The 14,131-nt window shown below is 44.7% G+C and carries 12 protein-coding genes, 1 other RNA gene, 2 pseudogenes and 1 other annotated feature; of the genes and pseudogenes, 1 reads left to right on the top strand and 14 read right to left on the bottom strand.

Annotation, left to right across the window (positions count from 1 at the left end):
- Nucleotides 1-32: 32 nt before the first annotated feature.
- Nucleotides 33-214, bottom strand: a non-coding RNA gene (gene ssrS, locus MMY81_RS03205) — 6S RNA.
- Nucleotides 215-364: 150 nt separating this feature from the next.
- Here ssrS and MMY81_RS03200 point away from each other — a divergent pair.
- Nucleotides 365-682, top strand: a complete 318-nt coding sequence (locus MMY81_RS03200; RefSeq protein ID WP_252311639.1) for a hypothetical protein — start codon at nucleotides 365-367, stop codon at nucleotides 680-682.
- 69 nt (nucleotides 683-751) lie between these two features.
- On the opposite strand, the gene aspS is transcribed toward MMY81_RS03200, so the two are convergent.
- From aspS to MMY81_RS03145, 13 genes and pseudogenes are all read right to left on the bottom strand, one after another.
- Complete coding sequence (aspS, locus tag MMY81_RS03195; RefSeq protein WP_252311638.1) at nucleotides 752-2,539, bottom strand: aspartate--tRNA ligase; 1,788 nt, start codon at nucleotides 2,537-2,539, stop codon at nucleotides 752-754.
- Nucleotide 2,540: 1 nt separating this feature from the next.
- Nucleotides 2,541-3,818 (bottom strand): histidine--tRNA ligase, encoded by a 1,278-nt coding sequence (hisS, locus tag MMY81_RS03190; protein ID WP_252311637.1) that lies wholly within the window; start codon nucleotides 3,816-3,818, stop codon nucleotides 2,541-2,543.
- A 77-nt stretch (nucleotides 3,819-3,895) separates the two neighbouring features.
- Nucleotides 3,896-4,118: a binding site (T-box leader), on the bottom strand.
- Between the two features lie 53 nt (nucleotides 4,119-4,171).
- The gene (dtd, locus tag MMY81_RS03185) at nucleotides 4,172-4,624 is read right to left on the bottom strand and encodes a D-aminoacyl-tRNA deacylase (protein WP_252311636.1); all 453 of its coding nucleotides are present in this window, start codon (nucleotides 4,622-4,624) and stop codon (nucleotides 4,172-4,174) included.
- 31 nt (nucleotides 4,625-4,655) lie between these two features.
- Nucleotides 4,656-5,674 (bottom strand): annotated as a pseudogene (locus MMY81_RS34900) (TGS domain-containing protein).
- A gap of 186 nt (nucleotides 5,675-5,860) precedes the next feature.
- A pseudogene (locus MMY81_RS34895) lies at nucleotides 5,861-6,831 on the bottom strand (RelA/SpoT family protein); the annotation flags it as partial.
- A 265-nt stretch (nucleotides 6,832-7,096) separates the two neighbouring features.
- On the bottom strand, nucleotides 7,097-7,621 hold the full coding sequence (locus tag MMY81_RS03175; RefSeq protein ID WP_252311635.1) for an adenine phosphoribosyltransferase: 525 nt from the start codon (nucleotides 7,619-7,621) through the stop codon (nucleotides 7,097-7,099).
- Nucleotides 7,611-9,977 carry a single-stranded-DNA-specific exonuclease RecJ gene (gene recJ / locus MMY81_RS03170; protein WP_252311634.1) on the bottom strand — a complete coding sequence of 789 codons (2,367 nt, stop codon included), beginning with the start codon at nucleotides 9,975-9,977 and terminating at the stop codon, nucleotides 7,611-7,613. Before recJ ends, MMY81_RS03175 begins: the two co-directional genes overlap by 11 nt.
- Before the next feature lie 66 nt (nucleotides 9,978-10,043).
- Nucleotides 10,044-10,355: a LapA family protein gene (locus MMY81_RS03165; protein WP_252311633.1), complete on the bottom strand. Its 312-nt coding sequence runs from the start codon at nucleotides 10,353-10,355 to the stop codon at nucleotides 10,044-10,046.
- A gap of 11 nt (nucleotides 10,356-10,366) precedes the next feature.
- Nucleotides 10,367-11,275: a cation diffusion facilitator family transporter gene (locus MMY81_RS03160; protein WP_252311632.1), complete on the bottom strand. Its 909-nt coding sequence runs from the start codon at nucleotides 11,273-11,275 to the stop codon at nucleotides 10,367-10,369.
- Between the two features lie 81 nt (nucleotides 11,276-11,356).
- Nucleotides 11,357-12,298 carry a protein translocase subunit SecF gene (secF, locus tag MMY81_RS03155; RefSeq protein ID WP_252311631.1) on the bottom strand — a complete coding sequence of 314 codons (942 nt, stop codon included), beginning with the start codon at nucleotides 12,296-12,298 and terminating at the stop codon, nucleotides 11,357-11,359.
- Nucleotides 12,285-12,680: an MMPL family transporter gene (locus tag MMY81_RS33755; protein ID WP_308215200.1), complete on the bottom strand. Its 396-nt coding sequence runs from the start codon at nucleotides 12,678-12,680 to the stop codon at nucleotides 12,285-12,287. The genes secF and MMY81_RS33755 overlap by 14 nt, the downstream gene beginning before the upstream one ends.
- Nucleotides 12,641-13,588: a SecDF P1 head subdomain-containing protein gene (locus MMY81_RS03150; protein ID WP_308215199.1), complete on the bottom strand. Its 948-nt coding sequence runs from the start codon at nucleotides 13,586-13,588 to the stop codon at nucleotides 12,641-12,643. The genes MMY81_RS33755 and MMY81_RS03150 overlap by 40 nt, the downstream gene beginning before the upstream one ends.
- Before the next feature lie 166 nt (nucleotides 13,589-13,754).
- Complete coding sequence (locus MMY81_RS03145) at nucleotides 13,755-14,078, bottom strand: post-transcriptional regulator (protein ID WP_252311630.1); 324 nt, start codon at nucleotides 14,076-14,078, stop codon at nucleotides 13,755-13,757.
- Between the last annotated feature and the right edge of the window lie 53 nt (nucleotides 14,079-14,131).

Genomic DNA, 14,131 nt, shown 5'->3' with positions numbered 1-14,131 from the left:
CTTCGGAGTAAGAATTTGTAGTAGTAATTAGGAAGAGTCCCGTAGTGCCGTTAAACTAACTTTGTTTTGAAGCCTGCTCTCGCAGGTGGGTGCCCTGCTTCACCGTCCGTGCTTCCACTTCGCAGAGGCATGCACTTTCGATGAAAACATCAGGCTCCCGATGTATAGGTGTTGGCTCAAAACGTACAGTGTTCTACGTACACCTCAGGACTCTTCAAATTGTGTTTTTATCATAGCATGCTGGATACGAATGGTCAAGATACTTAACCGGCATATTATAAGAGTATTTGTTATCACTAAACTTTCCTGTTTCTTTATGGTACTCTTTTTAAAAGACTTATGTTAAAGAAGGGAGCACAGCATATTGACTTATTCCTCCGTTCAAAAAAACAATACCCGGCAGCCCCTCGTCGAGCAGGACACTGTCTTCATTGAACAGAAAATCGAGTGGCTTGAAAAGAAGCGGATAAAGCATGTTTCTTCTCTTTGTTTATATGATGACAGGATCGAAAGCGATCAGCATGTATACTACCTCGAAGATATTTTTGATCTTTCCTACCGCTGGTCTGAAGAACAAATTGGTTTTTTATATGTTCATACAGTGTTTGGCATCCGTACCTTTCATATCCATTCCTCGCCTGAGAAGTTTATTTCAACGTTCCATACACTAGAGCATCTTTAATTGTAAGGCTGCTATAAAAAAAGGTTCCCATTATCGTTACTCGATAATCGGAACCTTTTTTAACTAAAATTATTTTGTTTGTTCTTCTTTTTTTGCAATGGCCAGTTTAAGATGCAGTTCTTTGAGCTGCTGTTCGCTGACAGCTCCAGGCGCTCCTGTCAAAGGATCGCTTGCGCTGGCTGTTTTTGGAAAAGCAATCGTATCACGAAGATTGTCCCGACCTGCAAGAATCATAACAAAACGGTCCAGTCCAAGGGCAATTCCTCCGTGCGGCGGCGTGCCGAACTCAAATGCATCAAGTAGAAAGCCGAACTGCTCCTGAGCTTCTTCCTGGCTGAAGCCGAGTGCCTTGAACATGCTTTGCTGCATATCTTTTTTATAAATACGCTGGGAGCCTCCACCGATCTCATAGCCGTTCAGGACTATATCATACGCTTCCGCCCTTACGTTTTCGGGCTCCGAGTCAAGCTTGTGCGCATCCTCTTTAAGAGGACTTGTAAACGGGTGATGCATCGCTGTGTAGCGCTTTGAATTGTCATCGTATTCTACAAGCGGAAATTCCGTTACCCAGAGGAAGTTGTATTTAGATTCATCGATCATATCGAAATCTTTTCCGAATTTCAGACGAAGCGCACCCATCGTGGCGTAAACAACTTCTTTTTTATCGGCGCCGAAGAAAAGCAGATCTCCCGGTTCTGCATCCATTGCCGATTTAATTTGCTCCGTTTCTTCTTCTGTAAAGAATTTCGCAATTGGACCGCGAAGCATATCTTCTTCTACACGAAGCCATGCCAGACCCTTTGCACCGTAAATCGCTGCAAAATCGGCCAGCTCATCAATTTCCTTGCGGGACATTTTTGGAGCGGCGCCTTTAACGTTCAGGCCTTTCACGATACCGCCGTTTTTAACCGCCTGGGCAAACACTTTAAAATCGCTGTTGCCTACAATATGAGATAGCTCTGTAAGCTCCAGGCCGAATCTCGTATCCGGCTTATCGGAACCATAACGGTTCATTGCGTCTTCATATGTCATTCTTGGAAAAGGTGTCTCAACGTCTTTACCGAGAACTTCTTTTACTGTTTTTTTCATCAGTTCTTCAATCATAGGAAGAAATTCTTCCGTTTCCAGGAAAGAGGCTTCAATATCAAGCTGGGTGAATTCCGGCTGACGGTCTGCCCGAAGGTCTTCATCTCTGAAACAGCGTACAATCTGGTAGTATCTTTCAAAACCGGATACCATCAAAAGCTGTTTAAACAGCTGCGGAGACTGGGGAAGGGCATAGAATTCCCCTTTATGCACACGGCTTGGCACCAAATAATCCCGGGCTCCTTCCGGTGTGCTTTTTGTCAGCATCGGCGTTTCAATGTCAACAAATTCGTTGTCGTCCATATAGTCACGGATAATTTTAGTCACGCGGTTGCGCAGCTTAATCGTTTCCCGCATTTCTTCTCTTCTTAAATCCAGGTAACGATACTTCAGGCGGACATCTTCCGAAATTTCCTGATTGCTGTCGATCTGGAAAGGAAGCGGTTTGGATGTATTTAAAATATCGATCTGTTCTACACGGATTTCCACCGTACCGGTAGGAATCTTTTCGTTATACATTTCTTCGTCTCTCTGTACGACCGTACCGTAGATTTCAAGCACATATTCGCTTCGTACGCTGTCTGCGGTTTCCAAAGCGTCAGCCGAAATTTCCGGATTGGCTACAATTTGTACAATTCCGCTGCGGTCGCGCAGATCAATAAAGATAACCTGTCCCAGATCTCTTCTCGTCTGGGCCCACCCTTTTAGGCGGACCTTTTCCCCAATAAGTGATTCCGTTATATCTCCTGCATAATGTGTTCTTTTTCCCATATTATTCTCTCCCCGTTTTATCAGTCAGATAGGCAGCAAGATCTGCGATTGCCGTTTTTTCCTGGCTGCCATCGCTCATTTTTTTAATACTGACTTCTCCGCTCTGCAGTTCATCCTCACCAATAACAACAGTATAAGCGGCATTCATTCGATCGGCTGCTTTAAACTGCGCTTTGATTTTTTTCTGCATGTAATCTTTCTCCACGCGAAGTCCTTTTCGACGCAGATCCCAAAGAATAGATACCGCTTCTGTTTCTGCCTTTTCACCCATGGTTACTACATAGCAGTCCAGACCCTTTTCGACAGGAAGCTCCACATTCTGGGCGGAAAGAGCCATCAGTAGTCTTTCAATACTTAAAGCAAAGCCAATACCGGGCGCTTCCGGTCCTCCCAGCTCTTCTGTTAAGCCGTTGTAGCGGCCGCCCCCTGTTAACGTAGTTATTGCGCCAAATCCTTCTCCTTCAATCATAATTTCAAAGGCTGTGTTGTTGTAATAATCCAGTCCTCTCACCAGCCCTGGATCGATTTCGAATGAAATACCCATCTGGCTGAGAAAAGCCTGTACTTTTTCAAAATAGCGGCGGCTGTCTTCATTAAGATAATCGAGAATAGACGGTGCCGTTTCCATTAAAGGATGATCTTTGTCTTTTTTACAGTCCAGGATGCGGAGCGGATTTTTTTCCAGGCGCTGCTGGCAGTCGCTGCAGAATTCTTCAATACTTGGCTTAAAGTGTTCAATAAGCGCCTGCTTGTGATTCTCACGGCTTTCCTTATCTCCTAGACTGTTAATTACCAGCTTCAATCCTTTTAATCCAAGGGACGAATACAGCTCCATCGCGAGAGCAATAACTTCCGCGTCAATAGAAGGGTCGTCACTGCCTATCGCCTCTACGCCGAACTGAACGAACTGTCTCATTCTCCCCGACTGGGGGCGTTCATAGCGGAACATGGGACCAATATAATATAACTTATCCGGCTGGTCCGGAAGTCCAAAGCGTTTGTTTTCTACGTAAGAACGCACTACAGATGCCGTTCCCTCCGGCCGGAGGGTCATGCTGCGTCCGCCTTTATCTTCAAAAGTGTACATTTCCTTCTGCACAATATCCGTCGTGTCTCCTACACTGCGTTGAAACAGCTCTGTCTGTTCAAAAATAGGAGTGCGGATTTCCGAATAATTAAAAGCCCGGCATATATCGCGCATTCTGTTTTCTACATACTGCCATTTTTCTGACGTTCCCGGAAGTATATCCTGGGTTCCTCTAGGTATTTGAACTGCCATTTCCCCACTCCTTTAAAAATAATTGTCGATGCCACACCAGCTTAATAAAAAACACAAAAAACCCGCCCCTCAAAAATATGAGGGACGGGATTTATTCCCGTGGTACCACCCTGGTTAGAGCTTTGCAAGCTCCCGCTTTAACAGTTAACGCCTGTATACGGCTGCCTTTACTTCTCGTGGTTTCAAAGCAGCACCTAAGGAGTGTCTTTCTGTAAATAACGAGCAGAAATGCTTCCAGCCTTGGCATCTCTTCTCTGGCCTCGTCTACCTTTACATACTTTTCTCCATCATTGGTTTTCTATCGAACTCCATCATACGAATAATTAGCTTTTGTGTCAACACGAATCTGCGTATTATGCCTTTGGTCCGGGGGATTCCAGCGTGAGGGTAACGGGCCCGTTGTTCGTTAATGATATCTGCATATCCGCTCCGAATTTCCCCTCCGCCACCGTAACTTTTTTTTCACGGAGTTTCTCATTAAACAAATGATAAAGCGGTTCGGCGCCTTCCGGCCGGGCGGCTTCTGTAAAGCTTGGACGCCTTCCCTTTTGAGCGTCTCCGTAAAGCGTAAACTGTGAAATCGACAACACTTCTCCCGAAATATCGAGCAGGGATTTGTCGAATTTCCCATCTGTATTTTCAAAGATGCGGAGATTAACTATTTTTTCAGCCATCCATTCTACTTCCCGGTGCGTATCAACGTGAGTAAATCCCGCTAATACAACAAGCCCTTCTGTAATAGAACCGGAAATCTCCCCATCAATGGAACAGGTTCCTTCTGATACTCGCTGAATTATGACTTTCATTGCTCGGATGTGCCCTTTCTGTAAACCGGTATTAATGCATAACGCGCTGCACTGTATAAATATCCGGCAGTTTTTTTATTTTCTCTACAACTTTCTGTAAATGGCCGGTGTTGTGGATAGATATGCTCAAATCAATAAATGCCATTTTTTTTTGTCGCTTCGTCCACTGACTGCATTGATATTTGTTTTTGCTTCCGTCACGCAGTGCAGTACTTCATTTAACAGGCCGCGCCTGTCGTAACCGATAATTTCTATATCCACATTGTAGTTTTTATTCGTTTCAACTGAGCCTTCCCATTCTACATCGAGAAGGCGGGGACGCGCTTCATCATTGTCTACATTCGCACAGTCCCGGCGGTGGATGGATACTCCCCGCCCCTTCGTAATAAAACCTACAATATCATCACCCGGCACCGGGCTGCAGCATTTGGATAACCGGATAAGCAGGTTATCCACTCCTTTAACACGAACACCTGCGTTTGTTTTCTTCACGGGATGGTTCGTATTAATTGTCTTAACTGCTTCAGCCACGGACTGCTTTTCTTCCTGTTCGTTCTGGTGGCGGATCTTGTCTGTCAGTCTCGTTACAATCTGCTTTGGGCTTACACCATTGTAGCCTACGGCAGCAAACATATCTTCTTCTCCGCTGAAGCTGAATTTGTCCGCAGCTTCATTTTTGTTCTCTTCGGTAAGGATCTGCTTTGGATCGTAATCCTGGTTTTTTAATTCTTTTTCCACCAGCTCTTTACCTTTTTGAACGTTTTCTTCGCGTCGTTCTTTTTTATAAAACTGCTTAATTTTATTTTTAGCATGCGAGCTCTGGGTAAGCTTGAGCCAGTCCTGGCTTGGGCCGTAGGAATGCTTGGAAGTCAGCATTTCTACAATATCCCCGGTATCAAGCTGATAATCAAGAGGCACCATTTTCCCGTTTACTTTGGCACCAATGGTCCGGTTTCCGATTTCCGTATGAATGCGGTAGGCAAAATCAATTGGCACCGACCCTCTCGGCAGCTCGATAACGTCACCTTTCGGACTGAAAACAAATACCATGTCGGAAAACAGATCCATTTTTAATGATTCCATGAAATCCTGGGCATCATCGGCATCATTCTGCCATTCAATAATCTCCCGGAACCATGTTAACTTGTCTTCGAACGTCTGCTTTCCGGAAACGCTTTTACCTTCTTTGTAGGCCCAGTGTGCAGCTACACCAAATTCAGCTACACGGTGCATATCGGTAGAGCGGATCTGCACTTCAAGCGCTCTCCTTTCGGACCGATGACGGTCGTGTGAAGAGACTGGTACATATTTGCTTTTGGCATCGCAATATAATCTTTAAATCGTCCCGGCATCGGCTTCCAGCAGGTATGGATAATACCAAGCACGGCGTAACAGTCCCGGATGCTCTTTACAATAATACGCACGGCCAGAAGATCATATATTTCGTTAAACTGTTTTTTCTGTTTGACCATTTTCCGGTAAATGCTGTAAATATGCTTGGGACGTCCGTACATTTCCGCTTTGATGTTTAAATCATCAAGATTATGATTGATATCTCCGATTACTTCTTCAATATACTGCTCACGCTCTGCGCGTTTCTGCTTCATAAGGTTAACGATCCGGTAATACTGCTGTGGATCTAAATAACGCAGAGCCGTATCCTCGAGCTCCCACTTAATCTTTGAAATACCAAGACGGTGGGCAAGCGGCGCGAATATCTCCAGGGTTTCATTGGAAATACGGCGCTGTTTATCCGGCGGCAGATGCTTTAACGTTCTCATGTTGTGCAGGCGGTCTGCCAGTTTGATCAGGATTACCCGAATATCCTTTGCCATCGCAACGACCATTTTCCGGTGATTCTCCGCCTGCTGTTCTTCTTTTGATTTATATTTAATTTTCTTTAATTTGGTTACGCCATCTACCAGCATAGCTACTTCTTCGTTAAATGCTTCCGTAATGTCCTCCACGGTTACTTCCGTATCTTCCACCACGTCATGCAAAAAAGCACCCGCAACTGTATTGGGGTCCATTTCAAGGTCTACTAATATACCTGCTACTTGAATGGGATGGAGGATATAGGGCTCTCCAGACTTGCGGTACTGATCTTTGTGAGCTTCTTCTGCATATTTATATGCTTTTTCTAAAAAAGAGACATGATTTTCGGATAAATAATGTCGAGCTTTTTCCAACACTTCGTCGATGGTCATGGAATCACCCTGCACACCTTTCTACTATAACGTGTTTTTTCTATTTTCTATATTATCTGTAAGAATTGCTTTTCTGTAAAGTTTTTAGACTTGTTCTAATTAACTCAAAAGGTCTGTACTTTGTTAAAAGGCTCTCCATGCAAATTTGGGTCTAATCTGTTAAGTATAACTCGATTATGCCCTCATTTGCACTACTTTATTCAAGAAATAAAAAAAGCACTCCGTTTTAGGAGTACTTTTGTACAACGATCAGCCTTTGACTGATTTATTGAAAAGTCACTAAAGAAAAAATATCATATTCGCCAAGTTCAGCAAGCTTTCCGCGGCCGTCCAGGTAATCCAGTTCAATCAGAAAAGCAAGACCCGCTACAATACCGCCAAGCTCCTCTACAAGCTTTACGGTGGCATGAATGGTGCCGCCGGTGGCCAGCAGATCATCCGTGATTAATACACGCTGCCCGGGCTTAATGGAATCCAGGTGCATGGAAAGCTGGTCTTCCCCGTATTCAAGCCCGTAATCCATATCTACTGTCTCCCGGGGCAGTTTTCCTTTCTTGCGTACAGGCGCAAAGCCGACTTCCATAGCATAGGCAATCGGACAGCCTACTACAAATCCTCTGGCCTCAGGTCCGACAATCACGTCTATGTTCTTATCTTTCGCGAATTCTTTCATTTCGTTAATGGCCTCTTTGTAGGCAGGACCGTTTTGCATTAGGGTAGTTATATCTTTAAAACGAATGCCTTCTTTCGGGTAATCCTCAACGACCGTAATATATTTCTTATAATCCATGATTAACCTTCTCTCTTTGTTCATTGTCTTGTTTATCTAAAAGCAGTTCTCCCAACAGCCGGTCTTTAAGCTGCCTGTACGTGGAAAACAACAGGTCCTGCTCCATCTGTTTAAGCTGGTCCCGGCGTCTGTACGAAGCTGATTCTGTCAGCGGCTTCTTTTCATTCGATCCTAAAAATTCAATCATGCTGCCATCCATCCTGACGAACCCAAGCTCCGTAAATACGTCTGTCATAAAATCAATATCTGCCGCTTTCCAGCCTTTCTGCTGAATCAGCTTTTGTTTAAGCGTATCCATATTAAACGACTGGTACTTATTTAAAAAGGAATAAAACCACTTAAAATGCTCTCTGGTGCCGCCGTGCTGGAAATATGTTTCTTCTTCCGTGAAAAAGCAGGCATACATATGCTCTGTCTGCCGGCAGAAATGAAGCGCCTGGTTTAATTCTTCAAGTGAGGCTGGAATATCAATAAAAGCTGTATATTTTTCTTCCAGAGGCTCTGCCAGATCACGGGCCATGTATAGATTTGCACCGTCAGGCAGCTCGTCTGCTATTAACGCTTTTGTCTGATCCTGAAAAACGACTGCCGCCGTCCCGGCAGGAAGTGCCTGTATCATCTGTTTGAGCCCTTTTTGCTGGCGCTTATCGTGAATCTGGCATGTTGTAATAGCCATATCATGCATCATCAGCTGAGGCTTACGGAAATTATTCCATTCATTGATGGAAAGCTGGCCTATGAATGAAGCATTTGCTGTTACTGTCATTTGATCAGCCAGGTGTCCTTTTTGAAAAGCAATACCATCGAGCCGGCTGCCGGCTTGTTCCAGTGAAAGCTTTAAGTGTGTTTTGTCACTGCCTATTTTCTTGAATGCAGTAATCTCTACATCCTCAAGCAGAAACACAGGCTTTGGGTTTGCCATGCCGAATGGGGCAAGCGTACTTAGATCTTCGAGCGCCGACACCGTAATATCAGATAAAGGTACCTGCAGGTCAATCGAAGCAGAAGGGACGTAGGCAGAAGGATCCAGCACAGATGCGGCCTGCCGGCACAGCTCTGTGCGCAGGCTTTCAATATTTTCTACATTCATGGAAAGACCGGCTGCCATTTCATGGCCTCCGAATTTTTCAAGAAGCGGACGCTGCCGGGACAAATGCTCAAACATATTGAAGCCTTCAATACTCCGTGCTGATCCTTTTGCCGTTTTGGTTTCGGCGTTAATGGATAAAACAATAACTGGATGATGGTATGTTTCAACAAGTCGTGAGGCAACAATGCCGATAACGCCTTCGTTCCATCCCTCTCCTCCAGTGATGATTACTTCATTTTCGTAATAGCGTTTGTCTTCTACCTGCTTTACGGCTGTTTCTGTTAATTCTTTTACTATATTTTTTCTCGATTGGTTCAACGTATCTATCCGTCCGGCCCATTCAGCCGCTTCTTCTCCATTTTCAGAGAGCAGCAGGTGAACTGCCGGATCAGCAGAGTCCATACGCCCGGCTGCATTTAAACGCGGTCCCATCGTAAATCCCACATGATCTTCCTGCATCGTTTCCGTTTCAATACCGCACACCTTTTTTAATGCCGATATTCCGGGCCTGGTAGAAGAGGTAAGAGAATGAAGGCCTTTTTTCACCATACTTCTGTTTTCTCCGACAAGTGGCACGAGGTCGCTTATCGTACCAAGGGTCACCAGATCCAAATAATGCTCGGGCATTTCTCCAAGCAGGGCGTGAGCCACTTTAAAAGCAACGCCGACACCGGCCAGTTCTTTAAATGGATAAGGGCATCCCGGTTTTTTCGGATTTATAATTGCATAGGCTTCCGGCAGTTCTGGAGGCGGCTCATGATGATCGGTAATAATAACATCCATTCCCAGCGCATTGGCTGCGGCTACTTCATTTTTTGCACTGATTCCTGTATCTACCGTAATCATCAGGGAAGCTCCGTCAGCCGCTGCCTGTTCCACAGCCGGTACGTTGGGCCCGTAGCCTTCTGTAAAGCGATTAGGAATATACCAGCCGAACACCGCTCCTGCTTCTTTGAGCAGAAGCACCATTAACGTTGTGCTGGATACACCATCGGCATCGTAATCACCAAAAATCAATATCTTTTCTTTATCTTCTATCGCCTGTTTTATTCGTGAGACCGCCCGCTCCATGCCATCGAGTAAAAATGGATCGTGGAGCCTGGACATACTGGTATCCAAAAAGGAGGAGGCCTCTTCTACAGAGGAAAATCCTCTGGCAGATAATACTTTTGCTGCGAGAGGAGACAGGTTCATTTTTTTTTGAAGTACTTTCCATTCCTCGTTTATAGAGGAAGCTGTTTTCCAATTCATTTTGGATTTTAACATTAAAACACCCCTCAACCCGTTTATTATACTAAAGGGGTGGAAGGGTGACAATCTTATATTTTTGGCTTATGAACCGTTTTTTCCAGTGCTCTGCTTATCTTTCTTACGGCTAAACCCTTTGCTTCCTGAGGATTCAGAAGCAGGCGTGCGGTTTTTATATTTTTTTAATTCCGTACGAAGTCCGTATATTTTCACTGCATTAATGGAACCTGCGATGAAGGCTCCTATTAATACAGCGCCGAGTACGATCAGAATAAGCGGCCATTCAGCGGTGCCGAACAGGTAGTTCACTTCCACACTATTTACGTTAATAACAGCAAAAACAGCAATAATGATAGCTAAAACTAGACTTATAATAAAGACGGTTTGTGTTTTCATGACGCATTCTCCTATTCTGGGGTTTTTTCTTCAAATGGATTTACGTGCACAAATACATCCTGCACTTCTTCCATCGTTATTAACGATTCCTTTACCTGCTTTCCGATCGCATGTCCCTCCTCTACGCTGATATACGGATCTACGCCTATCTTGATATCAATTATAACGTAATGCCCGTGTTCCCGCGCAAAAAATTCATCGACATGAAGTACGCCTTCCACCTGTTCCGCATTTTTTCTCATTTCCACCGTATCTTCTGCATGCAGCACATGGTCAAGCACATTATGAATAGAGTCTTTCCCAAGCTTCCAGGCCATTCTCATGATCAGCAGGGAAACAAACAATCCCGCTAAAAGGTCTCCATAGGTAAGAAAGTCGATGTTATAGGCTCCTCCGGCAATGGAAGCCCCTATTCCTATTAAAGCGGCAATCGATGAAAACACATCAGAACGATGATGCCAGGCATCAGTTATAATCGCCTCACTTTTGTATTTTATACCCAGCTTGTATTTGTAGCGAAACATCGCTTCTTTTACCACTATCGAAAAAAGAACGGCATAAAGCGCCATAGTTCCCGGAACAACGACGGGCTCGGCGATATCTCTCACTGCGTTCAAGCCAATCTCAAACCCTACAACGAACAACAGCACCGCTACGATAATGGCCGTCAGCGTTTCTGCTTTACCGTGGCCGTATGGATGATCTGCGTCCGGCGGAAGCTTTGCCGCACGAATACCGACCAGTACCGCCACCGAACCGACAACGTCCGAGGCGGAATGGGCAGCATCAGCAACAAGAGCCCGGCTGTCTGCCGTAATTCCGATTATAAATTTTATAATAGCTAAAATAATGTTTCCAAAAATCCCGATCATAGCACCCAATCGTACCATTTTATACCGATGTTCCTGATAATCGTTCATTGCTATCATTCCTTTACCGTTGTTTCCTTGATTCCATAAAAAAAGATAGAAAAAACCATGGCACAAACCATGGTTTTTTCACTATATCGTTGGTTCCGTTTCTTTCTGCGCTTCTTTGTTCTGCTGCTTTTGTAAGCTTTTCCACTTCCAGACGACCCACAACTGGGCTGCCAGGAATAAAGAGGAATACGTTCCGGCAATAAGTCCGACAATCAGGGCAAAGGAGAACGAACGTATCGCCTCTCCGCCGAACACGTAAAGAGAAACTGCTGCAAATACGACGGTAAGAACGGTGCTGATCGACCGGCCCAGCGTCTGATTCAAACTTTTATCAACAACGGCAGAGAGCTGCTCGAAGGTCGAAACTTCTTCTTCTTTCGCCATATTCTCCCGGATCCGGTCAAACGTAACGATCGTATCATTGATGGAATAACCGACAATAGTCAATACCGCTGCAATGAAGGGTACGTTTACTTCAAGCTGAAGCGCACTGAATACGACGATAATAAAAAATGCATCATGGAACAGGGCGACGATAGCCGCAAGCGCATATAAAAACTGAAAGCGAATGGTTACATAAATGATAATACCAACCGCCGCTATAAGAACGGAAATCAGGGCATTCATTGCCAGTTCTTCTCCCACCTGCGGAGAAACGGTACTGATATTAGGTTCCTGGCCATAGTTATCAATAAAATACGTCTGTATCTCACTGATTTCTCCCTGGTCCAGTGCCCCTATAAAACGGGCATGGGCCATTTCTCCGTTATCTCCGGCAAGCGTAATGTCATCCGGTTCGTACCCTTCACCAATCGATGCAAAATCCTCCTGCACCTGCTCTGCGGTCAGCGGTTCATCTCCAGACACTTCCACCCGGGACCCGCTCTCAAAATCAATGCCGAGATTTAAACGGATCGTGACAAGCAGGGCAATTCCAACAGCCGCCATCACAAGCGAAATGATAAAAAACTTTTTTCTGTGTTTAACGAATGGAATTTCTTTTCTTCGTTTACTGCCGAGCATCAATGTCACGCTCCTTTATTCCAAAAACTCTTGGCTTTTTATTGAAAATCCGGCTTTTCACCCATAATCCGAGTAAAAACCTTGTTAAAAGAACGGCAGTTAAAAAGCTCGTTAAAATACTGACAATCAGCACGACAGCAAATCCCTGAACCGAACTGGTGCCATAATAAAAGAGCACGCCGGCAGCGATAATAGTTGTGATGTTTGCATCAACGATCGTGGAGAAAGAACGGCTCGTTCCTAATTTAAAAGCACTGATGACAGATCTTCCTTCACGCAGTTCTTCTTTAATCCGTTCGTAGGTAATGATATTGGCATCTACCGCCATACCTACACCGAGTACTAAAGCAGCCAGTCCGGGCAGAGTAAGAACTCCCTGCATCCAGTTAAAGACAACAAGACGACGTAAATATAGCTTGTTAGAGAAATAATGGATATAACTCCCAAAAAACGGTAATAGTAAAGCATAAACGCAAAGATCAGCCCAATTCCGATAAATCCGGCAAATATGGTCTGGTCCATGGCCTCTTCTCCAAGTGAAGCGCCGACCGCATTGGAATAAATTTCTTCCAGTTCGACCGGAAGCGATCCGGAATTAAGAATTTCCGCTAAAAACTCCGCTTCTTCGAGTTCAAAATTTCCTTCTATCTGTACGGTATCGGTATAAAGAGGTTCGTTAACGGAAGGCGCCGATAAAAACTTAGGATCTTCCTTCTGCGATTCTTCTATAAAAGAATCGCCTTCTTCATAATCGAGCCAAATCACCATCAAGTTCTCCGGTGGAGGATATTCTTCAATCACCTGTTCTGTTACCCGGCCGAATTCATCACCGTCCCGGAGACCAACAGAAACCACGGGCTGATTGCCCTGATCAAAATTCACGCTCGCTCCACTTTCCTGAAGGTCATCCCCGGACAAAAGCACGTTGTCATCTATGTCGCGGAAACTCAAGTCCGCTTCGGTAGCCAAAAGCTCCCGTGCCTGCTGCTGATCGTCTATGCCGGCCAGCTGAACCCGGACACGGTTATCTCCTTCGATTGATATATTAGGCTCTGACACCCCCAAAACGTTCACACGCTGATCAAGGGCACTTACGGTTGACTGCATCGTTTCTTCAGTCACTTCCCCTTCACCATCAGGGTTGCTGACTTCATATAATATCTCAAAGCCCCCCTGCAGATCGAGGCCGAGGTTAATGCTTTTGGCGGTATTAAGCGCCGTTTGGGACATCAATCCCCCAATAGCAAGAACGATGAGAAAAAAGATAACAATTCTCGATTTTTTTATCATGCTTCGGTACATCCTCTCTATACGCTGGCTCATCATTGCTTTTTTCATGAAAAAACTTGGCAGTGCTGCCAAGTTTGCTGTTACGGGCCTTTTTATACACAGAACAAGCTAATTATACGGATGCATCTAAATCAATGTCAAATCACTTTTTTCTGCACGGTTACCCCTATCCTTCCGAACGGGCATTTCGGGTGCTTTCGATATCTTCCAAAATAGAAGCAAGCTGATTGCCGCTGCGGCTTTTTGCTTCAAGGTCAATATAGGAATTAATCGTAAGACGGTTCATGTAGTCACTCATTTTCAGATGAAGAATATCCTGTACTACTTTATGTAAGTGCACTCTTTTTTTCCAGGTCCGCTCGTTCTCCAGTAAATACTCCCATATTGTTTCTTCTGTAACGTTAATATAGCCAAGCATATGAAATTCCTCTTTTTTACTCTGCAGGGCCGGCTGAACCACATCTTTCCAATTGCTGACTGAATATAGCATACTTCCGCTCCTTCACCTGTTTTGCTCTTCTCTTTACCTAACCTCTTCTTTAT

This window comes from Sinobaca sp. H24, from assembly GCF_023845525.1.
This window is presented reverse-complemented; position numbering and strand designations above follow the sequence as displayed.

Excerpts from the sequence above, each read along its gene's own strand:
- MMY81_RS33755 (WP_308215200.1), bottom strand. The coding sequence starts at position 12,680 with ATGCAGGGAGTTCTTACTCTGCCCGGACTGGCTGCTTTAGTACTCGGT.
- dtd (WP_252311636.1), bottom strand. The coding sequence starts at position 4,624 with ATGAAAGTCATAATTCAGCGAGTATCAGAAGGAACCTGTTCCATTGAT.
- MMY81_RS03145 (WP_252311630.1), bottom strand. The coding sequence starts at position 14,078 with ATGCTATATTCAGTCAGCAATTGGAAAGATGTGGTTCAGCCGGCCCTG.
- secF (WP_252311631.1), bottom strand. The coding sequence starts at position 12,298 with ATGCTCGGCAGTAAACGAAGAAAAGAAATTCCATTCGTTAAACACAGA.
- MMY81_RS03165 (WP_252311633.1), bottom strand. The coding sequence starts at position 10,355 with ATGAAAACACAAACCGTCTTTATTATAAGTCTAGTTTTAGCTATCATT.
- hisS (WP_252311637.1), bottom strand. The coding sequence starts at position 3,818 with ATGGCAGTTCAAATACCTAGAGGAACCCAGGATATACTTCCGGGAACG.
- MMY81_RS03150 (WP_308215199.1), bottom strand. The coding sequence starts at position 13,588 with ATGATAAAAAAATCGAGAATTGTTATCTTTTTTCTCATCGTTCTTGCT.
- MMY81_RS03160 (WP_252311632.1), bottom strand. The coding sequence starts at position 11,275 with ATGAACGATTATCAGGAACATCGGTATAAAATGGTACGATTGGGTGCT.
- aspS (WP_252311638.1), bottom strand. The coding sequence starts at position 2,539 with ATGGGAAAAAGAACACATTATGCAGGAGATATAACGGAATCACTTATT.
- recJ (WP_252311634.1), bottom strand. The coding sequence starts at position 9,977 with ATGTTAAAATCCAAAATGAATTGGAAAACAGCTTCCTCTATAAACGAG.
- MMY81_RS03175 (WP_252311635.1), bottom strand. The coding sequence starts at position 7,621 with ATGGATTATAAGAAATATATTACGGTCGTTGAGGATTACCCGAAAGAA.